Origin of the sequence: Sphingomonas sp. GM_Shp_1 (assembly GCF_026540895.1) — a bacterium.
Classification (GTDB): Bacteria; Pseudomonadota; Alphaproteobacteria; order Sphingomonadales; family Sphingomonadaceae; genus Sphingomonas.
Genome location: NZ_JALNUR010000005.1, coordinates 101,309 through 122,893 on the forward strand (window position 1 = coordinate 101,309; position 21,585 = coordinate 122,893).

The 21,585-nt window shown below is 64.6% G+C and carries 19 protein-coding genes; 15 read left to right on the forward strand and 4 right to left on the reverse strand.

The genetic code is table 11. The features are described from left to right. Positions 1-161: 161 nt before the first annotated feature. The 4 genes from OXQ33_RS04775 to OXQ33_RS04790 are packed head-to-tail and all read left to right on the forward strand — an operon-like array spanning position 162 to position 4,229. Positions 162-935, forward strand: a complete 774-nt coding sequence (locus tag OXQ33_RS04775) for a sugar phosphate isomerase/epimerase family protein (RefSeq protein ID WP_267433550.1) — start codon at positions 162-164, stop codon at positions 933-935. 35 nt (positions 936-970) lie between these two features. After that, complete coding sequence (locus tag OXQ33_RS04780) at positions 971-2,272, forward strand: glycoside-pentoside-hexuronide (GPH):cation symporter (protein ID WP_267433551.1); 1,302 nt, start codon at positions 971-973, stop codon at positions 2,270-2,272. 56 nt (positions 2,273-2,328) lie between these two features. Continuing rightward, positions 2,329-3,285 carry a sugar phosphate isomerase/epimerase gene (locus OXQ33_RS04785; protein WP_267433552.1) on the forward strand — a complete coding sequence of 319 codons (957 nt, stop codon included), beginning with the start codon at positions 2,329-2,331 and terminating at the stop codon, positions 3,283-3,285. 20 nt (positions 3,286-3,305) lie between these two features. Further along, complete coding sequence (locus tag OXQ33_RS04790) at positions 3,306-4,229, forward strand: sugar phosphate isomerase/epimerase (protein WP_267433553.1); 924 nt, start codon at positions 3,306-3,308, stop codon at positions 4,227-4,229. 15 nt (positions 4,230-4,244) lie between these two features. Here OXQ33_RS04790 and OXQ33_RS04795 read toward each other — a convergent pair whose 3' ends face one another. Further along, positions 4,245-5,657, reverse strand: a complete 1,413-nt coding sequence (locus OXQ33_RS04795; protein WP_267433554.1) for an MFS transporter — start codon at positions 5,655-5,657, stop codon at positions 4,245-4,247. Between the two features lie 107 nt (positions 5,658-5,764). Here OXQ33_RS04795 and OXQ33_RS04800 point away from each other — a divergent pair, with 107 nt between their 5' ends. The 3 genes from OXQ33_RS04800 to OXQ33_RS04810 are packed head-to-tail and all read left to right on the forward strand — an operon-like array spanning position 5,765 to position 8,415. Next, positions 5,765-6,994 (forward strand): MFS transporter, encoded by a 1,230-nt coding sequence (locus OXQ33_RS04800; protein ID WP_267433555.1) that lies wholly within the window; start codon positions 5,765-5,767, stop codon positions 6,992-6,994. A gap of 23 nt (positions 6,995-7,017) precedes the next feature. After that, complete coding sequence (locus OXQ33_RS04805) at positions 7,018-8,028, forward strand: TIM barrel protein (RefSeq protein WP_346015340.1); 1,011 nt, start codon at positions 7,018-7,020, stop codon at positions 8,026-8,028. Between the two features lie 12 nt (positions 8,029-8,040). Continuing rightward, complete coding sequence (locus OXQ33_RS04810) at positions 8,041-8,415, forward strand: DUF6379 domain-containing protein (protein WP_267433557.1); 375 nt, start codon at positions 8,041-8,043, stop codon at positions 8,413-8,415. 136 nt (positions 8,416-8,551) lie between these two features. Here the strand turns inward: OXQ33_RS04810 and OXQ33_RS04815 are convergent, their stop codons facing one another. From OXQ33_RS04815 to OXQ33_RS04825, 3 genes are all read right to left on the reverse strand, one after another. Then, the gene (locus tag OXQ33_RS04815; RefSeq protein WP_267433558.1) at positions 8,552-10,249 is read right to left on the reverse strand and encodes a GMC family oxidoreductase; all 1,698 of its coding nucleotides are present in this window, start codon (positions 10,247-10,249) and stop codon (positions 8,552-8,554) included. Then, positions 10,249-10,878: a gluconate 2-dehydrogenase subunit 3 family protein gene (locus OXQ33_RS04820; RefSeq protein WP_267433590.1), complete on the reverse strand. Its 630-nt coding sequence runs from the start codon at positions 10,876-10,878 to the stop codon at positions 10,249-10,251. Before OXQ33_RS04820 ends, OXQ33_RS04815 begins: the two co-directional genes overlap by 1 nt. 91 nt (positions 10,879-10,969) lie before the next feature. Further along, on the reverse strand, positions 10,970-11,638 hold the full coding sequence (locus tag OXQ33_RS04825; protein ID WP_267433559.1) for a TetR/AcrR family transcriptional regulator: 669 nt from the start codon (positions 11,636-11,638) through the stop codon (positions 10,970-10,972). Positions 11,639-11,766: 128 nt separating this feature from the next. On the opposite strand from OXQ33_RS04825, the gene OXQ33_RS04830 reads away from it, so the two are divergent. The 8 genes from OXQ33_RS04830 (at position 11,767) to OXQ33_RS04865 (ending at position 21,582) form a co-directional block, all read left to right on the forward strand. Then, positions 11,767-12,870: an LLM class flavin-dependent oxidoreductase gene (locus OXQ33_RS04830; RefSeq protein WP_267433560.1), complete on the forward strand. Its 1,104-nt coding sequence runs from the start codon at positions 11,767-11,769 to the stop codon at positions 12,868-12,870. A 4-nt stretch (positions 12,871-12,874) separates the two neighbouring features. Further along, positions 12,875-13,441, forward strand: coding sequence for an NAD(P)H-dependent oxidoreductase (locus OXQ33_RS04835; RefSeq protein ID WP_267433561.1), 567 nt, complete (start codon positions 12,875-12,877; stop codon positions 13,439-13,441). After that, on the forward strand, positions 13,438-15,786 hold the full coding sequence (locus OXQ33_RS04840) for a glycoside hydrolase family 3 C-terminal domain-containing protein (protein WP_267433562.1): 2,349 nt from the start codon (positions 13,438-13,440) through the stop codon (positions 15,784-15,786). Before OXQ33_RS04835 ends, OXQ33_RS04840 begins: the two co-directional genes overlap by 4 nt. Then, positions 15,783-16,235: a nuclear transport factor 2 family protein gene (locus OXQ33_RS04845; RefSeq protein WP_267433563.1), complete on the forward strand. Its 453-nt coding sequence runs from the start codon at positions 15,783-15,785 to the stop codon at positions 16,233-16,235. The genes OXQ33_RS04840 and OXQ33_RS04845 overlap by 4 nt, the downstream gene beginning before the upstream one ends. Before the next feature lie 119 nt (positions 16,236-16,354). After that, entirely contained in the window at positions 16,355-18,676 is a 2,322-nt protein-coding gene (locus OXQ33_RS04850; protein ID WP_267433564.1) for a TonB-dependent receptor, read from the forward strand. A 64-nt stretch (positions 18,677-18,740) separates the two neighbouring features. Further along, positions 18,741-19,643, forward strand: coding sequence for a VOC family protein (locus OXQ33_RS04855; protein WP_267433565.1), 903 nt, complete (start codon positions 18,741-18,743; stop codon positions 19,641-19,643). A 5-nt stretch (positions 19,644-19,648) separates the two neighbouring features. Beyond that, positions 19,649-20,806: an alpha/beta fold hydrolase gene (locus tag OXQ33_RS04860; protein ID WP_267433566.1), complete on the forward strand. Its 1,158-nt coding sequence runs from the start codon at positions 19,649-19,651 to the stop codon at positions 20,804-20,806. After that, entirely contained in the window at positions 20,803-21,582 is a 780-nt protein-coding gene (locus OXQ33_RS04865) for a cyclase family protein (protein ID WP_267433567.1), read from the forward strand. The genes OXQ33_RS04860 and OXQ33_RS04865 overlap by 4 nt, the downstream gene beginning before the upstream one ends. The last annotated feature ends 3 nt before the right edge of the window (positions 21,583-21,585 follow it).

Below are 21,585 nucleotides of genomic sequence, written 5' to 3' on the forward strand. Positions count from 1 at the left end.
ACGGGCGTGCCCGTCACGCGTCCTATGCGACACCACGAATGCGCGTGGCTTGAAATGTCCGAAAGAATGCGCGAAGACTCGGGAAACAAAATAGCGGGATTTCACCCGCCAGGCATACGAGTGCGAACGCACCACGGGGCCGTAGAATGGGAGAGGGTCCTATGTCTGCGGTCTATTCATTATCCTCGTGCATCGAATGGCAGTTCGCCGAAGCGGGTACGCTCGACGCGCGGTTGCGCGCGGCCAAGGCGGCCGGGTTGGAACTGGCCGAGTTCCACCTCTGGCGCGACAAGCCGATCGACGCGCTGGCCACCGCGCTCGCCGAAACGGGGATGCGGCTGACCAGCCTTTGCGTCGATCCGCGCCGCTCGATCGTCGATCCGGCCGAGCGCGACGAGATGGTCGCCGCCGTTCGCGAAACCATCGCGGCCACCGCCAGGCTCGGCAAGCCCGCGCTGATCGTCGCATCGGGCTTCCGCGTCGAGGGCATGAGCGAGGCGGAGCATTTCGACAATGCGGTGGCCGCGCTGCGCGCCGCCGCCGATGCCGCCGAGGAGGCAGGCGTCATGCTTCTGCTCGAACCGCTCAATACCCGGCTTTTCGCGACCATGTATCTGGTCAGCACCACGCTCGGCCTGGATCTGGTCGCGGCGGTGGGCAGTCCGAACCTGCGGTTGTTGTACGATGTCTGGCATAGCGCGGTGATGGGCGAGGACATGCGCGCGGTCTTGGCCGGGCGGATCCACCTGGTCGCCCATGTGCAGGTCGCCGACATTCCCGACCGCAACGAGCCTGGCACCGGAAGCCTCGATTGGCACGAGGTGACGCGGACCCTGCGCGACCTGGGCTATACCGGTGCCATCGGACTCGAATATTTCCCGACGCTGCCCATGGAGCAATCTCTCGCCCTTTCACGAAAAGCGCTGGCCGACTGACGCATATCCTCTGCTGTCCTGAACGGGTCATCGCCATGAAAAAGAGTGAGTTGGGCTTCGCCGAGCGGGTCAGCTACGGCTTCGGCGACATGGGAACCAGCTTGGCCTATAATATGGCCAGCGGCTTCCTGCTTTTCTACTACACGAACGTCGTCGGCTTGCCCGCCGCCGCCGTCGGCACGGTGTTTCTGGTCGCGCGGCTGATGGATGCCGTGATCGACATTCTGGTTGGGATCGCGGTCGACAAGACGCGCTCGCGCTGGGGGCGGACGCGCATCTATTTCCTCATCATGGCGATACCCTATGCGCTGTTGACGGTCGCTGCGTTCTCGATGCCCGCCTGGAGCCAGTGGGCCCAGCTCGTCTATGCCTTCGTCACCTTCAAGGCGCTGGGCATCGTCATGTCGCTTCAGGCCATTCCCTATACCGCGCTGATGCCGATGATGACGTTGGACGGCAAGGAGCGGTTGCGGCTCTCAGGCTGGCGTTCGATCGGAACCGCGACCGGCGTGGTCCTTGGGACGGCCGCGGTCATGCCGTTGGTCGATCTGCTGGGCGGGGGCGATCAACGGCGCGGCTTCACGCTGGTGACCGCCTTGTTCGCGGTCGTGGGACTGGTCTGCACGCTGGCGCTCTTCCGCAATTGCAAGGAGCGTTACGAGGATGACGCGCAGCCGGGCTTCGCCATCCTGCCCGTCATCGGCGAGATGGTGCGCAACCGGGCGTGGTTGGTCGTCTTCTTCCATTGCCTGCTCTATTTCGCGCGCTTCGGCATGATGATGGCCGCCACGGCCTATTTCGCCATCGACGTGATGGGGCGACCCTGGATGATCTCGGTCATGCTGCCCGCGGTCGCCGGGATGCTGCTCCTGTCCGCCTTCGTCGCGCCTGCGATCCTGGCCCGAACGGGGCTGCGTTGCGGCACGGCCGGGGCGCTGGCGATCGCGGCCTTGTTCTTCGGCGCGCTGCCCTTCGTACAGGACGATGTGCCGCTATTCATGGGGCTTTACGTCGCCGGCTGTCTGGCGACGTCGATCACCATCACCTCGACCTATGCGATGATCGCCGAGACGGTAAATTACCACGAGGCCAAGTTCGGCGCCCGTCGCGAAGGGCTTTTGTCGGCGGGCATCAGCCTGTCCACGAAGCTGGGCATGGCGCTGGGTACGGCGGGCTTCGCCTATGTGCTGGGCGCGTTCCACTATGCGCCGGGCCATGTTACCGCCGAGGCGCGCGAGGCGATCCGGTGGACCTATAGCGGCGGCGCGGTGGCGGTGCTCATCGTCCAGACGCTGGTCGTCCTCTGCTGGCCCGGCATGACCCGGCCCAAGCCCTGACCGCCCCAATTCCATGTCGCGCCGCAACGCGATCACCCAAGATGATGGATACCCCCATGAACAAAGATGCGATCGCCATAAGTCTGGATTTGATCAATCGTCATTATCAGGAGCCGAACCGGAATCGGTATGAAGGCAAATATTTCTGGGAAGAACTATATCCCCTGATCAGCGCCAGCGGTTTTCATGGGATCGAGATTCCCTATGAGCCGGTCTGGCAATTCGGTGGCCGCAGCGGCGTTCCGATGAACCGATATTGTATCAACACCAAATATGGCAGTGCCGCCGCCTATCGCGAGCGGCTTCGACAGAGCGGCATCGACCGCGTGACCGGCGTGACCTTTGATCCCAATCTGTTCATGCGGAACGACAATCTGGGCTTCTTCTTCGGTGCCAGCGGCCATTTCGCGGCGGAGGCGCTGGCCCATGCGGCCGATCTGGGCGCCGATTACTTCGCGATCAGCCCGTCCGCCTATTATGGACGCATGGCGCATCATCACCCCGATCTGGAATCCAAGATGGAGGAGGTGGTCGAGCGGGAAACCGAGTTGCTTGAGGGGCTGGCCGCCAAGGCGGCGGAGGCGGGCGTCGATCTGGTGCTTCGCAACGAATTCTGGAGCCTGTTTCGCGGCGAGCGCATATCGACCTTGCTGGAGGCGCTGCCGGATAGCGTGAAGCTCGACGTCGATACGGCCACGCTGACGATCGCCGGTATCGCGCCTGCCGATTTCATCGCCGCGCATATCGACCGGATCGGCTGCGTGCACCTGACCGATACCGACTTCGTCGACACGACGGACAACTGGAAAAGCCCCAACCCGGAATTTCCGGCCGCGCGCGCCACCCAGGTCTTTCGTGATCCCGGAACCGGATCGGTGGATCTGAGCGGAATCGTCCAGCTTCTCGAACGACTTGGCTATGACGGACCGGTCGTTTGCAGCGCACGCCAGACACGCGATCCGTTCCGCGCCCTGCTGCGCATTCGCGCCTTCCTCAATCAGCTTCCAAACTAAGCCGGACGGAGATTCCTGCCATGCCCAATATCCGCTACGCCAATATGAGCCACTGGAAGGCGATCCCCTATCGGCAGATCGAAAACTTCCGCGACTTTTATTATGAGGACAGGACGAACACCGCTTATTATTCGGACTGGGATACGATCCTGAAATACCAGTCCGCGCTCGGCTTCGACGGTATCGAGATCGCGCCATGGGACCTGGCGGACATCCTGCCGCTGTTCGGTTCGCCCGAGGAATTCTCGGCATTCGCGAAGGATCGCGCGGTCGAGGTCATCGGCATGTTCCACGGCGCCCATGCTTCCCACGCGGCCGATCATTTCGACGAAGCCGTGCGCGCCGGGCGGGAAGCCGTCGACACGATCGTCCGGTTCGGCGGGACCTATATGAACACCTGTCCCACCGACAATTATTATGGGAACGGCCCTTTGTCGCGGGAAGCGGTCCGGCAATGCGCCCGGACGATCAACGAGATCGGTCGCTACGCCACCGATCGCGGCGTCAAGATCGGCCTGCACAACGAGTTCTTCTGCGCGATCAATCTGCCGAACCACCGGGAGTTCATCGAAAGCACCGACCCGAAGCTGGTCCACTATTGCATCGACACAGCGCAGGTCGCGATCATGGGGGAGGACCTGCTGACCTTCTACAATGACTATCACGACCGCATCAGCACGTTCCACCTCAAGGATACCGCATCGGTTCGTCAGCCCGATGCCGTGCGTTATGCGCAGGACCCGGAGATCACCGACGATGGCACACGCTGGTTCTGGGAACCCGGCCTGGGCGAGTTGGACCTGAAGGGGCTCTATCGCCTGTTGAAGCAGCACCAGTTCAAGGGCTGGATGTCGGTCGAATATGATGGGTCGCCCGACCTGTTGGCCTCGATGGCGCTGACGCGATATCATCTCGATAAGGAATTGCGGCCCATCTACGACTGAGCGAGGGAACACGCCTCAATCGAATAGCCGTTTCGGCAGGCGGGTCAGCAGAAGCGCGATGGCCAGCAGATCTGCCGCCACCGCCAATGTCGCGATCAGGAACGCGGTCACGGGTGGCCAGTGGTCACCCGTCATCGAGAAATAGATGGTGGCGATGAGGGCGGTGCCCATCGCGCCGCCGATCTGCTGCATCGTCTTGTGCATGGCGCCCGCGACCCCCGCATGGTTGCGGTCGACCCGCGACAAGGTGATCGGCCCCAGCGGCCCGCTGAGCGTACCCATGCCGATCCCCGCCATCAGCAGCAGCGCGCCGATCACGACGCCCGGCACCGCGACGTGCACCGCCAGCCCGGTCGCCGCACAGCCCAGCGCCATCAGCATGGCCCCCATGATCGGTACGCGACGCCCGTGTACGGGAAGGGCCTTTCGCCCGATCTGGCTGATCCCGGCCATCACGCCCAGTCCGAACGGCATGTGCAGCAGCGCGACATCGACCGGGCTATATCCCAGCCCCCGTTGCAGCGTGACGCTGAAGGTCAGCAGGAAACCGCCCGACGCGACCGCGAACGCGCCGGTCGCCGCCAGTCCGATGCGAAAGCTGCGGTCTTCGAACAGGGACGGTTCGATCAGTGCCGACCCCAGCCTGGCACGGCGTGATCGCTCATAGCGCCAGAACCCCCACCACAGGCCGGCACTCATCAGCGCCAATCCGCCCATCCACCATGGCCAGCCCGCGCTCCGCCCTTCGATCAGGGGAAGCAGCAGCGTGCCGAGCGCGGCGAACAACAGCAGGGATCCCGGCGCGTCGATGCGTAGGGCATGGCCCGAACGGCCCGGCGGCAACAGCATTCGCCCCGCGACCAGCGCGAGCACGCCGAAGGGCAGGTTGATGAGGAAGACGCTGCGCCAGCCGAGGTCGAGCGGGTTGAGCTGAATGAGCAGGCCGCCGAGCACCGGGCCGCCGATCGCCGCCAATCCGCCGATCACGCCAAAGGCCGCCAACCGGCCGATCCGCTCGCTGGGTGAATAGAGAAGCTGGATCAGCGCCACGCCTTGCGGTGCCATGATCGCCGCCGCCGCTCCTTGCGCCAGACGCGCGACGGCGAGCGTCGTGGGCCCCGATGCCAGCCCGCAGGCCAGTGACGCGATCGAGAAGGCGGCCACGCCGATCGCAAACATCCGGGCATAACCGAACAGGTCGCCCAGCCGCCCCCCGACGACCAGCAGCACGGCGAAGGTGAGGAAATAGCCGGAGACCACCCATTGCATCGCCCGATCCGAGGCGCCGAGGCCCTGCTGGATCGCGGGGAGGGCGGTGTTGACGATCGTCGAATCGGCCACGTCCATGACGAAGGCGAGAAGGATGGTCGCAAAGGCCAGCGCCCTCTGCCGCTCGTTCAAGCCATCCGAAACCGCACGTGTCGCCACCTTGATGATCCTTGCTTGACAGGGTGGCACGTCATGGCGATACCACGTATCAGAATGCAAGTTCTAATTAAGCCGTAGCAGCGGCGAATCGATTGGGAGAAAAGCCGATGGCCGTCACGCCAGAAAGCCCCGAGATGCGCCGACCCGGCATCGGTCAGGGCATTACCGTCATCACCGCCGGCTTTCTGCCGATCCTGGCCATCGCCTCGCTATTCCCGGCGGTGCCGTCGATCATCGACCATTTCTCGGCCGATCCTTCCGCATCGTGGAAGGTGCCGGCGATGGTGTCCGCACCGGGGCTGACCATCGCCATGGTCGCGCTGTTCGCGGGAATCCTGGTCGACCGCTTCGGTCGGCGCAAACTGATGCTGGCCGCCACCCTGTTCTATGCGCTGTTCGGCGCGGCGCCCTTTTTCCTCGACAGCCTCGATGCGATCTATGCCTCGCGGTTGTTGCTGGGCGTGTCGGAGGCGGTCATCCTGACCACGCTCAATACGCTGATCGGCGATTACTGGGATGAGAAGGGACGGCGCAACTGGCTGACGATGCAGGGGCTGGCCGGGCCGTTCCTGGCCAGCGGGGTGATCCTGGCGTCGGGCTTCCTCACCGGTCTGCGTTGGAACGGCATCTTCCTGATCTATCTGGTCGCCTTTCCGATCTTCGTCGCGGCGGTGAAGTTCCTCTACGAACCGCAGAGCGATGCGACCGCGCGCAAGATGCTGGGGATCGGCCAGGAACCGGCGCGCACGCCGTTTCCCATGGCGTCGGTCGCCATGATCGGCGGCGTGACGCTGTTCGCCTCGGCGCTCTATTATGTCTTCATCATCAACGGCGGCATGGCGTTCCGCGAGGTCGGCATCCAGTCGTCGCAGGAACTGGGCAAGCTGACCTTCATTCCCAGCCTGTTCGTGATGCTGGGCTCGGTGATCTTTTGGGCCACGGGACGGGCGCGTCCGGTGGTGCAACTGGGCATCTTCCTGGCGCTGATCGGCGGGGGGCTGGCGACGATCGGGCTGGCGCCGGATTGGCGATGGATGATCGCCGGGCTTGTCGTCCAGCAGACCGGCGCGGGCATGGCGGTGCCGACGCTGATCGCCTGGGCCCAGACCAAATTGCCCTTTGAGCATCGCGGGCGCGGTATGGGCGTGTGGACCGCGTGCTTCTTCTTCGGGCAATTCTCCAGCCCGTTCCTGGTGTCGATGTTCCGCGCCCAACTGGGTGCGATGCAGGCGGCGTTCCTCATCATGGGCGTGGCCGGGGTCGTCGGCGCGGTCGCGGCCTTCCTTATCGCGATGTCGCGGCGTGACAGCGGCACGGCCGCCGTCGCCGCGGCCTGATCTCAACCTCTCTGTTCAGGACCATAGTCATGACGATCAAGCGAGGCGTCAGCCTCTACAGCTATCAGAACGAGACTTTCCTCGGTAAAATGACGCTGGAGGATTGCATCCGCACCTCCGTCGAATTCGGCGCCAACGGCATCGAGGTGATCGGCGAGCAGACCTTCTGGGGCTGGCCGGAGGCCGGGGTCGCCGAGGACAAGATCGCCGAGTGGCATCACCTGATCGGCAAATATGACGCGGTGCCGGTCTGCCACGACTTCATGCTGGACTATAAGCGTTACAAGGGCCGCGAAATGCCTTTCGACGAACAGGTCGCGAGCGTGAAGAACGATATCGACTTCGGGGCGCGGCTGGGCGTCAGATATGTCCGCGCGCTCGTGTCGATCGCGCCCGAGGTACTGGTGGCGGCCGCCCCCCATGCCGAGGAAAGGGGTATCAAGATCCTGATCGAGGTGCATGCGCCGCTGCACTTCGATCATCCCTGGATCATCCGCCATGCCGAGGCCTTTGAAAAGTCGGGCAGCGATGCGCTCGGCTTCCTGCCCGACATGGGCATGTTCCTGTCCAAATTTCCGCCCGTGTGGAAGGAGCGCTTCATCCGCAACGGCGTGCCGCCGCATATCGCCGACTATATCACCAAGGCCTATGAGGACCGCGTCCTCAGCGAATATGTCATCCTGAACGTCCGGGAGATGGGCGGCGTCGGACCCGCGATCGGCATGGCCGAAACGCTGCGTCACAATGCGGCGTACGAGCCGAAGCGCATGCTCGACTATATGCATCGCATCCACAACGTGCATGGCAAATTCTATCAGATGGACGAGGATCTCGTCGAACCCTGCATCCCCTATGACGACATCGTCGCGGTGCTGAAGCGCGGGAATTACGACGGCTATATCTGCTCGGAATATGAGGGGAATCGCTGGATCGAGGATGCGCACGAGGTCGATTCCGTGGAGCAGGTCCGCCGCCATCAGGCGATGCTGAAGCAACTGATCGCCGCGCCCGCCACCGACACCCTCGCCGCCTGAAGGAAACGACCGATGTTCGACAACAAGATGATCGTGGAAGACAGCCTGAAGGCAACCGACAGCGGGTTCAGCATCGAGGCACGGCTGCCCTATTATCGGGGGCTCGGCCTGTCGATGATCGAGAATGTGGCGATCAGCTTCGATGGCGAAGCGGTGCCGCGCGAGGATATCACCCTGTCCTTGCGGGGGCGCACCTGGACGCTGGACGAGATAGAAACCGAATATGGCGACCGCTGGAATTTCGGCGAGAAGGCGCTAGTGGGCGTCAGGCGGGCAGGGGGCCTTGCCCCGGGCGAGCACCGGATCGAACTGGCCGAGACGATGCGGATTTCCTATCTGCCGTTCGTTCCGACGACCAAGGATGCCAAGGTGCTGACGCTACGCTGATCGACACGCAAGGTAATGAAAGGGGCGGTTTCCGAACGGGAAGCCGCCCCTTCTTCATGTCCGGACCATGACATCGCATCCGTAAAAAAAAGGGGCAGCCTTTGTTCGAAAGGCTACCCCCGCGACTGCATCGCTGTCAGATCGCGCCTTCCTTCAGCATCGATACGGCATTGGAACAGGCTCGCGCCGTCAGCGCCATATAGGTCAGCGAGGGATTCTGGCAGGCCGAGGACGACATCTGCGCGCCGTCGGTGACGAACAGATTGGGCACGTCATGCGCCTGGCTCCATTTGTTCAGCACGCTGGTCCTCGGATCGTGCCCCATCCGCGCGCCGCCCATTTCGTGAATGGCGGAGCCGCCGGGATTGGGGGTATCCATGCCCATGATGACGTGCCCACCGGCGGCGGTCAGCATCGCGGCCGCCTCTGCCTTGGCATCGGCCAGGGCGGCATGTTCCTCCGCCCCATGCGCGAAGTTGATGCGCAGGGCAGGGAGGCCCGCCGAGTCCCTGATCGTCTGGTCCAGCGTGATCCGGTTGCTGGCGCGCGGCATGGAATCGGCGAAAGCCACCAGCACCATCCGCCACATGCCGGGTTCGCGCAGGCTGTCCTTATAGTCCTTGCCCACGCCGGGGTTGCGCTTGCCCGCCGTCCAGGCGGCACGGAATGCCCCGCCCTGATACGAGAAACCGCGGGTGTACCCCTTGCCGTCGATCGTATCCAGGTTGCGGAAGCGGGGGATGACCACCCCGGTCGGGCGGTTGCCGAAATAGCTGTGCTGCTCGAACCCCGGCATGATCGCGATCCCGGCGACCGTCTGGGCATGGTCCATGATATGCGTGCCGAGCACGCCGCTGGAATTGGCGAGACCATGGGGATTGGCCTCGTTCGCCGAGCGGAGCAGCACGCCGACGCTGTTGAACGACCCGGCATTCAGGAACACGATCCGGGCATGGGCGCGCTGGCGCGTTCCGTCCTTGGTGTTGATGAAGCGCACGCCGGTCGCGCGGCCGGTCGCCGGATCATGCTCGACCGCCTCGACCACGGCATCGGTGACCAACGTGAGGTTGCCGGTCTTCTGTGCGGCGGGCAGCGTCGAACTCTGCGTCGAGAAATAGGCGCCGTAGGAACAGCCGCGCGCGCAGATCGAGCGATACTGGCACGCCGCCCGCCCCTGGTCGGGCTTGGCCTCGGTCAGATTGGCATTGCGCCCGATGGTCAGGCGACGGTCCGGCCATTGCCGACCGATGACCTCGCGCGTGTGCTGCTCGACGGCGTTCAGCGCCATGGGCGGCTGAAAGCGCCCATCGGGAAGCTGGGGCAGCCCCTCCGCCATGCCCGCGACACCGATGAACTCCTCGACCTTGTCGTACCACGGGGCCAGATCGGCGTAACGGATCGGCCAGTCGGTCCCATGGCCATCGCGGCGATTGGCATCGAAATCATAGTCCGACCAGCGATAGCATTGCCGCCCCCAGGTCAACGACCGTCCGCCAAGCTGATAGCTGCGCCACCAGTTGAACTCGGTGCTGCCTTCCGTGGTATAGGGGTTTTCGCGGTCGTTGACGAAATGGTCCTGGGTGAACTCGGTGAAGTGCCGGTTCTTGCGCTGGACGGCATAATCCTTGTCGTAGAGTTCGGCATCGCCGACCCCGCGAAATTCCAGGTCCCAGGGCGCTAGCGTCTCGCGGGTATAGCCGCTGCCATGCTCGATCATCGGGCCACGCTCGATCATCAGGACCTTCAGCCCGGCCTCGGTCAGCTCCTTGGCGGCCAAACCGCCAGTGATGCCCGAGCCCACCACGATAGCATCGAAAACGGGATTTTGTGCCATCAGCTGAACTCCACGGCGGTCCAGTCGCTCGACCAGGCGCGGCTTCCGGGGGTGTAGGGGATGTCGGCGTCCCATCGGCCGGGGACCAGTTCATACTGCAACTCGCGCGAGCCGCCGACTTCGGAGGTATAATAGGCGGTGAGGATCAGGCCCTTGAGCTTGCGCCAGGGGGACTCGACCGAGTCCGGGCCGGCGTCGGCGAAGGCGGCCTTGTCGATGGCTGCCACCGCCGCTTCCCGCCGGGCGGGGGCAGCGTTCAGATAGTCGCCATGCGTCCCGGCATCCAGTTGCCATTCCAGCCAGGCCAGATAGTCCAGGCTGCCGTCCCGACGCTGATGACGCGACAGGGTGACGGGCAGGGCGGCTCCGGCGGCGGGGGCGCGGGTGCCGTCAAGGCCATGGGCCAGGGCCAGGATGACGAAATCATGCGCGCCGATCTCGCCTGCGCCAGGCGTGGTGGTGCGGGGGATAACCCGCTGCGCCGCGTCACGCAGCACCGCACGCTGTCGATCGGTGACGATGTCCGCCGTGTCGGTCCAGCGGACGGCGGCGGTCGGGATGCCCACCACCATGGCGAACAGCGCCGCCCCTCCCAGTATCTCGCGTCGAGCCAAGCCCGTTTCGGCCATCACGTGCCCCATCCTCGCCTATGCCGCCTTTATCGACGGCTATAATTAGAACTATCGTTCTATTAAGGAGATTTGGACGAGGAGACAAGCGCTAAGCGCGGGGCGCGCGCGCCTTGGGATTGGTGGACAGATAGGCGGCCAGCATGTCGGCCAGATCGGTCTTCAACTCGGACCAGTCGCCTTCGCCCGCCGCATCGATTGACGAACCGAAACCCAGATAGCGCGCGATCGCGGCATAGAGGATGCGGAATCCCGCATCGGCGGCATGTTCGGGATCGGCATGGGGGATCGAGTCGCGGTTGGTGAGCAGCGCGGCGATCACCGCTTCGCTCGTCCGGGCATAGCTCCGCTTGCCGATGGCCGCGATCACCGGGTCCGCACTGGCGCGCAACATCAGCGGGCGCATCAGGTCGGCGTAGCGGCGCAGCACCTCGGCCACCGACTCCACCAGGTCATGCACCATGTCGATCAGGTCGCCGCCCCGTGCGTTCAACTCTGCAATGGCCGCCAGCATGTCCGCATCGACCCGCTCCAAGACACGCAACTGCACGACATGGACCAAGTCGTCCTTGCTGTCGAAGCGGCAATAGATCGAACCGATCGACACTTTGCCGTGCTTGGCGACCTCGTTCAGCGTGAATTCGTCCGAACCGCGCTGGGTCATCAACTCCTCGGCGGTGGCCAGCATCCGCTCGAAACTCGCCTTGCTACGGCCCTGCTGCGGCGCGCGCGCCTTGGCCATGATCGTTTCGATATCCATCGACACCCCATTGACAGCCCCCGGGCGGCCGTCATATCAGAATTACAGTTCTAATTTCATTTTAAACGAACCGCAGCAAAGCGGCAACGCGCCACGCCATGACGTGGGTGAAAAAAGGGAGAGGTTTGATGCGTTTCTCGGTATTCCTCAACGCACGGTCCATGGCGCCGGAGCAGGATCGCGTGCTGATCCATGGCCTGACGGCCCATGCGGAACGGGCCGCCGCGCTGGGCTTCGATGCGCTGTTCATGCCGGACCATCATTTCAACGGCTATATGCCGATCGCCAGCGACAGTTACATGTTCGCCTCCTATCTGGCGGCGAAATTCCCGCACATGCACTTCGGCTTTTCGGTCACCTCGGTGCCGCTGCATCATCCGGTGCGCTTCGTCGAGCGGATCAACATCCTCGACCAACTGACCGACGGCAAGCTGCTGGTCGGTGTCGGATCGGGCACCACGCCCGAGGAGATGATCGGCTTCGGCGTCGACTATCGCGACGCGGGCGCGATCTCCGAAAAGAATCTGGCGCTGGCGGAGCAGCTCTGGGCCAAGAGGATGGACGATCCGGCGGTCGAGATCGACAATGGCCCGCACCAGGGGCGCGTGCTCCAGCGGATCGCGCCCGCCGCCTATAGCGAGGGTCATGCCCGGCTGATGCCGGTGGCGATGAAGGAAGCGAGTGCTCGTCGCGCCGCCGAGAATGCATGGCCCGCCTTCATTCCCGCCTTCACCCCACCGCAGATCGGCGGCACTGAGCCGATGAAGCATGTCGCCAAGTTCTTCGGCATCTACAGGACGATGCTGGAGCAGGCCGGGCACAGCGCCGAGAAGATTGCCAGCGCGCTCGACTGGACGACCCACACCTATCAGCTGGTCCATGTCGCCGACAGTGACGAGCAGGCGCGCGAGGAGATGATGACCATCCTGCGCGCCTATCAGGACGCCATCGAACGAGAGGCCGAATTCAACGCCCGTGCCGAGTCCAACGATGCGAACAAGAAGACCGACCGCACGCCCAATGCGCTGACCGAGGACTGGATCGGAACCTGGTGCCTTTACGGTTCGCCCGACACGGTGATCGCGCATCTCAAGCCCTATGAGGAGCTGGGCATCGGCAACATCCTGTGCGGCACGACCACGGGGCCGCTGACGGACGAGCGGCTGCACCTGGGCGACCAGACGCTGCGCTTGCTGTCGGAAAAGGTCATGCCCGCGTTCAAGAAGGCCTGATCCGATGGCACGTCATATCGTGGGGATCGGTGGCACCTTCCGCCCGCGTTCGTCGAGCGAGATGCTGGTGCGGTCCGTGCTCGCCGAGTGCGAGCGGATGGGCGCGCATACGACCATGTTCGATGGTCCGGCGCTGGCGGCGCTGCCGCACTTCAACCCGGAGCGTCCCGAACGCACGTCGGAACAGGCGGCCTTCGTCGCGGCGCTGCGCCAGGCGGACGGCCTCGTCATCGGGACGCCGGGCTATCATGGCGGCGTCTCGGGCGTGGTGAAGAACGCCATCGACCTGCTCGAGGATCTGCGCGGGGACGAGCGGGTCTATTTCGACGGGATGCCGGTCGGCCTGATCGTGTCGGCGGCGGGATGGCAGGCGGGCGGCGTCACGCTGGCGGCGCTGCGCGGGATCGTCCACGCGATGCGCGGCTGGCCGACCCCGGCGGGGATCGCGATCAACTCGATCGCGCAGAAGCCCTTCGGCGGCGACGGCGCGATCGTCGATGAAGGCGTGGCGGCGCAGATCGCCACTCAGGCGCGGCAGGTCATGGCCTTTCGCCTGGAACCGGTCGCATGACCGCGCTGACCACCGCGCAGCAGGCGAGCCTGACCGCCGGGGCGGCGATGTGGCGATCGGTCGCGATCCCGGAGGCGGGCATTCCATCGCTGCACATGAGCGATGGCCCGATGGGGATCGCCAGCGGGCGGGTCGACGAGCGCGACGTCGCGCGCCTGTCGCCGTGCGCGACGGCCCTCGGTGCCAGCTTCGATGTCGCACTGATTGCGCGGGTCGCGGCGCTGGTCGGGGGCGAAGCGATCCGCATGGGTGTCGACCTCGTCCTGGCCCCCAATGTCAACATGGCGCGCAGTCCGCTGGCCGGGCGGGCGTTCGAATATTTTTCCGAAGATCCCCTGCTGACCGGGCTGGCGGGCGCGGCGTGGACAAGGGGGCTTCAGTCGACCGGCGTCGGTGCCTGCGTCAAGCATCTGGTCTGCAACGATAGCGAGACGGATCGCGACCGCATGAACGCCGTGATCGACGAGCGGGCGCTGCGCGAGGTCTATCTGCTGCCGTTCGAATTGTGCGCGGCGGCCGGGGCGGGGGCGATGCTGACCGCCTATAACCGGGTCAATGGCGACTGGTGCGCCGAGCATGGCCATATCTCGACCATCGTGAAGCGGGAATGGGGCTTTGCCGGGCCTTTCATCAGCGATTGGTTCGGGACGCATTCGACCGCAGGCAGCCTGAACGGTGGGCTCGACCTGGAGATGCCGGGACCGGCGCGGTTCCTCGGTTCCAAGGCCGTGGCGGCGGTTGAGGCGGGTGAGGTGGCGGCGGAGCGATTGGCCGACGCCGCCGAGCGTGTCGCGCGGGCCGCTCGTCGCTGGTCCGGCCCCAAATCGGCGTCCGAAGAAGATGCCGATGCGCTGCTGGTCGAGGCGGCGGCAGCGGGTATGGTGTTGCTCCGCAACGAAGGCGATCTGCTGCCGATGACGCCGGGCAGGCATCGCCGGATCGCGGTGATCGGCCCGAATGCGGCGGCCCCCTGCTATCAGGGCGGCACCTTCGCCAAGATCGCCCTGTCTCCTGACGCGGTTCGTCCCCTGGACGCGATCATCGCGCGTTATGGCGGTGCGGCAGAGATCATCTACGAACCCGGCGTCGATCCCCAGCCGCGCCTGCCCACCATGCCGGTACGGTCCATTGATGGCGAGGGGCAGGGCATGACGGTCGAGTATTTCGCCGATGGCGACCTGTCCGCCCAGCCGATCGGGCAGGAGGTGCGCAACACCAATTCGCTGGTCTGGTTCGTCGGCGTGCATGAGCAGGGTGTCTTCGACCGTCCTGCCGCGATCCGTGCCAGTGGCTGGTTCACGGCCACCATGGACGGCGTGCATCGCTTCTATGCGGGGGCGACCGGCGCGGTCACCCTGAAGGTCGATGGGCAGCCGCTGATCGAGCAGTCCCGGCGTATGGCGGCGTCGGACGTGATGGGCTCCCTCAAGCGCGGCGATGCCGACAGCGCCGAGACGATGCTGACGGCCGGGCAGCGCGTGCTGGTCGAGGTCGTGTTCCGCTATGACGGCGCGCGGGTCCACGGCCTGTGGTACGGCGTGCGCGGACCGGACAGCGCCGAGGCGATGCTGGCGCGCGCGGTCGAGGCAGCGGCGGGTGCCGACGCGGTGATCCTCATGATCGGCGAAACATCGGACTCCAGCGTCGAGAGCAAGGATCGGCCCGACACCGCGGTCGCGCCCGAGCAGAGGACGCTGATCGATACGGTCTGCTCGGCCAATTCCAACACCGCGATCATCGCCAATATCGGCCATGCCTTTGACGCGACATGGCATGACCAGGCATCGGCGCTGATCTCCGCCTGGTATCCCGGCGAGGGTTTCGGCCCGGCGCTCGCCGCCGTCCTGGCGGGTGATGCCGAGCCGGGTGGCCGGTTGCCGGTCACGCTGGCCCGATGCGAGGCGGACTATCCGGCACTGTCGCTTCAGCCGGACGGGGAGAGTGATCTTCCCTATCAGGACGGCGTGCTGATCGGATATCGGGGTTTACGGGCACGCGGCACGGCGCCGCTCTACGCTTTCGGCGCGGGGCGGGGTTACACCCGTTTCGATTGGCGGAATGTCGAAACCGATGGCGGCGATGTCCTGGTCACCCTGCGCAATAGCGGCGAGCGTGTCGGGAGCGAGGTGGTGCAGCTCTATCGGCATGTCCCCGAATTCGCACTTGTCGGCTTCGCCAAGATCCTATTGCAGCCGGGTGAGACGAGGACGGTCAGGATCACGCCCGAGCCCCGCCTTTTCCGAATCTGGAACGGCCGCGACTGGGAGAAGCCGGGCGAGCGCGGCCGCCTGTCGGTCGGCCGTGCCAGCGACGATCTGCCCTTCACGACGGAGGTGGCGATATGAAGGCCCTGTTTCATGCGCTCGTCCTCACCACGCCATTTCTGGCACCGGCCGCGCTTGCCGGATCGGGGAGCACGCTGACCGAGCGCAACCGCGTGATCATGACCGATTTCGCCGATCGCTTCTATACCCGACGCGACGTGGCAGGGGCGTTTCAGCGCTATGTCGTGGCGGACTATATCCAGCATAATCCCGGCCTTGCCGATGGCCGCGACGCCGCGGTCGCCGCGCTTGCCCCCAAATTCGCGACGCCCGGCGCGCGCTTCGACGTGAAGCGGATCATCGTCGACGGCGACATGGCGGTCATTCACCTGCACGGTCGCACCAACCCGGATACCCCCGGCGGTGCGGTCGCCGACATCTATCGCCTGAAGGACGGCAGGATCGTCGAACATTGGGACGTGATCCAGCCGATGCCGACCACCGCGCGCAATCCGCATCCCATGTTCTAGCTGCTGCAAAATTATCTCGCCCGATCGCCGATCGGTGCTTGACTCCCATATTAAATAGAACAATCATTCTAGTTCTAAACGAGGGGCGGATACGCCTCCGACCAAGGAGAGGGGATCAGATGATGAGGTTCCGCCGCGTCGTACTAACGGCGCTTACCACCACCACCGCTTTGTGCGTGGCCCATCCCGCGTTCGCGCAGATTGCCGATCCAGCAGGCGCGACGCCGCAGACATCGGCCAACAGAACGACGACGAGTGCGTCCGACGACGGGCTTCAATCCGAAGATATCATCGTCACCGCGACCAAGGTCGAAACGCGGTTGCAGGACACCCCGATCGCCATCCGCGCCATCGGCGGGGCGGATCTGACCAAGGCGCAGGTCACCGACGTCAGCGGGCTTCAGCGGCTGGCCCCGGACCTGGGCATCACCCCGGACTCCGTCTTCACCAAGATCGCGATCCGTGGCGTATCCAGCCAGGATATTTCGGAAAGCGCCGATCCCGCTCTGACCGTTTCGATCGACGGCGAATATATCAACCGCCCGGTCGGCCTGAACGCCAATTTCTTCGACCTGGAGCGGATCGAGGTACTACGCGGGCCGCAGGGTACGTTGTTCGGCCGCAACTCGACGGCGGGTGCGCTCAACATCGTGGCGGCCAAGCCTGTTCTGGAAAGCTTCGAGGGCTCGGCGACGGCGGGCTACGGCAATTACAATGCGATCTATGCGACGGGCGCGGTCAACGTGCCGCTGGGCGACAAGGTCGCGATCCGCATCGCCGGGCTGCACAACCAGCATGACGGCTATGTCGACAATGGTCCGGCGGGGCGTGGCGACGATGCCAATGTCGATGCCGTTCGCGGCAGCATTCTATTCGCACCCGGCGCGTTGGAGGTCTATCTCGCGGGCGAATATGTCGACATCGACCAGACCGGGCCGATGCAATATGGCCTGGCCGTCAGCGGATCGACCCCCGGCGTGACCGAACTGCCCGCTTCGGTGGCGTCGCCGACGACCTATACCACGCTCGCCCAACGCCAGGTCCCATCCTTTGTCGACGTGCCCCAGGGGTTCGATCCCGCCAGCTTTCCGCTCGCCCGGACGGGCAGCTTCCAGAGCCAGCAATATGCGGTGCGGGGCCGCGTCTCCTATGATTTCGGCGGCGCGACGCTCAGCTATATCGGCGGTTATCGGCATGTCGATAACCAGGCGGTCATCCCGCAGAACGGCTTCCTGCCCGAGCTGTTCACCTTCTATAATGACCGCTACGATACCCGCACGCAAAGCCATGAGGTCCGCCTGAACGGCGGAACCCAGGGCCGGTTCGTCTGGCAGGTCGGTGGCTTTTATTTCCACGAGAACCAGATCATCACCCGCGGACTCTATCTGCCCATGGCAGGGGCCTTCGCGAACTTCTTCTATCGTCCTTACGTGACGTCGGATTCCAAGTCGGCCTTTGCCCAGGCGACCTACTGGATCGTGCCCGACACGCTGAGCTTCACCGGCGGCATCCGCTACACCGACGACAAGAAGGATGCGGAATATATCAACTACGGCTTCTACCGCTCGCCGACCATGGCGCGGCCGCCTGCCGACGGCAGCGGGCCGGGGGCGGTGATCCGCTATCCGACCTACAAGGAAGACAAGATCACCTGGACGGCCGGCGTCGAATACAAACCCGCACGCGACAATCTTCTCTATGCCAAGGTCAGCACCGGGTACAAAAGCGGCGGCTTCGATCTGGTCGGATCGTTCAATGCGGAAAATCTGACGGCCTATGAGATCGGGTCGAAGAACCGCTTCATGGGCAATCGGCTCGAATTCAATGCCAGCGCCTTCTATTATGATTACAAGGACCAGCAGGTTCAGGTCTATATCGACACGACGGTCGGCGCGCGCACCTTCAACGCGGGCAAGAGCCGTGTCTGGGGCATCGAGACCGACACCGCCGTCCGCCTGTCGCCCAACGACCGGGTCAGCCTGATCGTCAACTATATCGACGCGCGGCTCCAGCAGTTCGCGGGCATCCCCGCCCCGACGCTGGCCAATCCCCCGGCCAATGTCCCGCGCCTGACGCTCGACCTGGCGGGCAATGTCGCACCACAGGCGCCCAAGTGGACGATCGGGATCAACTATACCAAGACGATCGAACTGGGCGACGGATACAAGCTGGTCGCCAACGGCTTCAGCCGGTTTAAGTCCCGCTACTTCCTCACCGCCTTCAACTACAAGGGCGACGAGGTGGATGCGTTCACCACCACCGATCTCAGCCTGGAACTGAACATGCCGAACAACCGGTTCAGCATCCAGGGCTATGTCCGCAATGTCGAGAACAATCGGGTGAAGACCTATGCCGGGTTCACCGGCGGCGGCATCAACATCTACAACTGGAATTTCGGCCAGCCGCGTACCTACGGCGTGCAGGGCTCGTTCCGCTTCTGACGACACCATCCCCGGCGCGACGCTTCGCCGCCGCCGGGGAATCATTCAGCCCCTGGAGCATGACATGGCAAGAGTGACCGAGATCCGATACGTCGGCTATGGCGTCGCCGACGTCGACGGCGAACGCGCCTTCTATCGCGACGACTGGAAACTGGTCGAGGCGGGGGAGCGGGACGGCCTGTATCATTTCGCCGCCGAAGGGCATGACGAAGCCTATGTCGTCCGCCTGCGGCAGGACGATGCCAACCGCATCGATGTGATCGCGCTGGCCGCCGACACGCGCGATGATGTCGATGCACTGCACGCCAAGGTGGCGGATGCCGGTTGCCGGATCATCTTCGCCCCACGCGACCTGGCGACGCTGGGCGGGGGCTATGGTTTCCGCTTCTTCTCGCCCGACGGGCTGCCGTTCGAGATTTCGGCGGATGTCGAGCGGCGCACGCCGCGCGCGCTCAGTCGCTGGGAGGGCATTCCGCAGAAGATCAGCCATATCGTGCTGCATTCGCCCGATCACCGGGCGATGGTGGCGTTCTTCACCGACGTGCTCGGCTTTCGCGTGTCGGACTGGCTGGGCGACTTCATGTGCTTCCTGCGCTGCAACTCGGCGCATCATCGCCTTGCCATCCTGCCGGGGCCGCCCTGTCTCAACCATGTCGCCTATGACATGCTGACGGTGGACGACATGATGGCGGGGATCCGGCGCCTGAAGCAGGCGGGCACCGATATCCGCTGGGGACCGGGCCGTCACACGGCCGGCAACAACACCTTCAGCTATTTCACCACGCCGAATGGTTTCGCGGTCGAATACACCTCGGAACTGGAGCATGTCGACTTCGAGACGCACGAGCATCGGGTTCATGTCCCGGGTCCGGGTACGATGGACCAATGGGGCATCGGCGTCGGCGGTCCGCAGACCATGCCGCATCCCAAGCCCGATGCCGGGCTGTTCCGGCCGGTGTCGGTGTAAACCGGATGGCGCTCTACGAACCCTTCCCGAATTACATCTGGAACCTGTCGGTCGCGATCGCGATGGAATCGGGCGGGCAGATCGGCGAGATCGTCGACATGTGCCAGCCGATCAAAGACGCGGCGGCCAGCGGTGCGGATGCCGGAACGCCGACGTTCATGAAGGCCTGGGCGGCGATGGGCGACAAGCTGATCGAACTGGCCGACCTGGACGAGGCCAAGGGGTGCGCCTTTTCGGCCTCAAACAAGCTGGAGCGCGCCAGCCTCTATCTCATCACCGCCGAGCGGATGCAGGGGCATGGCCATCCGGGGCGCCGCGAAACCTATGCACGAGCGCGCGAGGCCTTTGACCGTTCGACCTCTCTGGGGCGGCTGAACCGCGAGCGGGTGGAAATCCCGTTGGCGTCGGGCACCATGCCTGCCCTCTATACCCGGGCACCGGGGGAGGGGGCCAAGCCGGTCGTGGTGTTCTGCAACGGCCTCGATAGCTGCAAGGAACTGCTCTACTGGACGCGGCTGCCGCAGGAACTGGCGCGGCGGGGCATTTCGACGCTGTGCGTCGACCAGCCGGGATCGGGCGAGGCGTTGCGCCTTCAGGGTCTGCCCGTCGATCCGCATAGCGAAAACTGGGCGAGCGCGGCGGTCGATTGGCTGGAGGAGCGGTCGGACGTGGACCCCAAGCGGATCGGCATGACCGGCATTTCCCTGGGCGGGCACTTTGCGCCGCGCGCGGTTGCCTATGAGCCGCGTTTTGCCAGCGGCGCCGTCTGGGGAGCGAACCATAATTGGCGCGAAGTGCAGGACAAGCGCATAGCGCGAGAGGGCGAAAACCCCGTCCCGCATTACTGGGCGCATGTCCATTGGGCATTCGGTGCCAAGGATCAGGAGGAGTTTCTCGCCAAGTCCGAGGCGATGAACCTCAACGGCCATATGGACCGCATCCGCGTGCCGTTCCTCGTGACCCACGGTGCCGGTGATCGCCAGATCAGCGTGAAATATGCCGACGACCTGTACGATCAACTCGTCAATTCGCCGCGCCGCGAGAAGGTGATCTTCACCGCGCGCGAGGGCGGGGTCGAGCATGTCGGGGCGGACAATATGGCCTATGGCCGCGACCTGATTTCCGACTGGTTCGCCGAGACGCTGGGAGGACGCAATTCATGACGCGCCGTATCGTCGACCTGTCGATCGCGATCGACCCGGATGTCATCACCGACCCGCCGTTCATGCGCCCCAGCATCACCCGCCAGACCCATCGCGAGACCGTGGCCGAGGCGGCGATGTTCTTCCCCGGCATCACCGCCGAGGCGATGGCGGGCGGCGAGGGGTTCGCCGCCTCCGAAATGCTGACGCTCAGCACGCATAACGGCACGCATCTGGATGCGCCCTGGCATTACCATCCGACCATGAACAACGGGGAGCGGGCGATCACCATCGACGAAGTGCCGCTCGAATGGTGCCTGCAACCTGGCGTGAAACTCGATTTCCGGCATCTGCCCGATGGTCATGTCGTGACGGCGGCCGAGGTCGAGGCCGAACTGGCGCACATCGGACATGAGCTGCGCCCGCTCGACATCGTGCTGGTCAACACCGCCGCCGGCGCGGCGCTGGGGCGGCCCGACTTTCTCGGGCGCGGCTGCGGTATGGGATATGACGCGACGATGTATCTGACCGAGCGCGGCGTCCGGGTGACCGGCACCGACGCCTGGAGTTGGGACGCGCCGTTCAGCCACACCGCCGCACGCGTCGCCGAGACGGGCGATTATTCGCTGGTCTGGGAAGGCCATAAGGCGGGCCGCGAGATCGGCTATTGCCACATGGAGAAGCTGACCCGGCTGGAAGGACTGCCCGCAACCGGTTTCACCGTGTCCTGCCTGCCCGTCAAGGTGAAGGGTGGTTCGGCGGGCTGGTGCCGCGCCGTCGCGATTTTCGAGGAATAGGAC

Bases quoted from the DNA above. Each gene is read 5' to 3' on its own strand.
- OXQ33_RS04775 (WP_267433550.1), top strand. From the start codon at position 162: ATGTCTGCGGTCTATTCATTATCCTCGTGCATCGAATGGCAGTTCGCC.
- OXQ33_RS04780 (WP_267433551.1), top strand. From the start codon at position 971: ATGAAAAAGAGTGAGTTGGGCTTCGCCGAGCGGGTCAGCTACGGCTTC.
- OXQ33_RS04785 (WP_267433552.1), top strand. From the start codon at position 2,329: ATGAACAAAGATGCGATCGCCATAAGTCTGGATTTGATCAATCGTCAT.
- OXQ33_RS04790 (WP_267433553.1), top strand. From the start codon at position 3,306: ATGCCCAATATCCGCTACGCCAATATGAGCCACTGGAAGGCGATCCCC.
- OXQ33_RS04800 (WP_267433555.1), top strand. From the start codon at position 5,765: ATGGCCGTCACGCCAGAAAGCCCCGAGATGCGCCGACCCGGCATCGGT.
- OXQ33_RS04810 (WP_267433557.1), top strand. From the start codon at position 8,041: ATGTTCGACAACAAGATGATCGTGGAAGACAGCCTGAAGGCAACCGAC.
- OXQ33_RS04815 (WP_267433558.1), bottom strand. From the start codon at position 10,249: ATGGCACAAAATCCCGTTTTCGATGCTATCGTGGTGGGCTCGGGCATC.
- OXQ33_RS04820 (WP_267433590.1), bottom strand. From the start codon at position 10,878: ATGGCCGAAACGGGCTTGGCTCGACGCGAGATACTGGGAGGGGCGGCG.
- OXQ33_RS04825 (WP_267433559.1), bottom strand. From the start codon at position 11,638: ATGGATATCGAAACGATCATGGCCAAGGCGCGCGCGCCGCAGCAGGGC.
- OXQ33_RS04830 (WP_267433560.1), top strand. From the start codon at position 11,767: ATGCGTTTCTCGGTATTCCTCAACGCACGGTCCATGGCGCCGGAGCAG.
- OXQ33_RS04835 (WP_267433561.1), top strand. From the start codon at position 12,875: ATGGCACGTCATATCGTGGGGATCGGTGGCACCTTCCGCCCGCGTTCG.
- OXQ33_RS04840 (WP_267433562.1), top strand. From the start codon at position 13,438: ATGACCGCGCTGACCACCGCGCAGCAGGCGAGCCTGACCGCCGGGGCG.
- OXQ33_RS04845 (WP_267433563.1), top strand. From the start codon at position 15,783: ATGAAGGCCCTGTTTCATGCGCTCGTCCTCACCACGCCATTTCTGGCA.
- OXQ33_RS04850 (WP_267433564.1), top strand. From the start codon at position 16,355: ATGATGAGGTTCCGCCGCGTCGTACTAACGGCGCTTACCACCACCACC.
- OXQ33_RS04855 (WP_267433565.1), top strand. From the start codon at position 18,741: ATGGCAAGAGTGACCGAGATCCGATACGTCGGCTATGGCGTCGCCGAC.
- OXQ33_RS04860 (WP_267433566.1), top strand. From the start codon at position 19,649: ATGGCGCTCTACGAACCCTTCCCGAATTACATCTGGAACCTGTCGGTC.
- OXQ33_RS04865 (WP_267433567.1), top strand. From the start codon at position 20,803: ATGACGCGCCGTATCGTCGACCTGTCGATCGCGATCGACCCGGATGTC.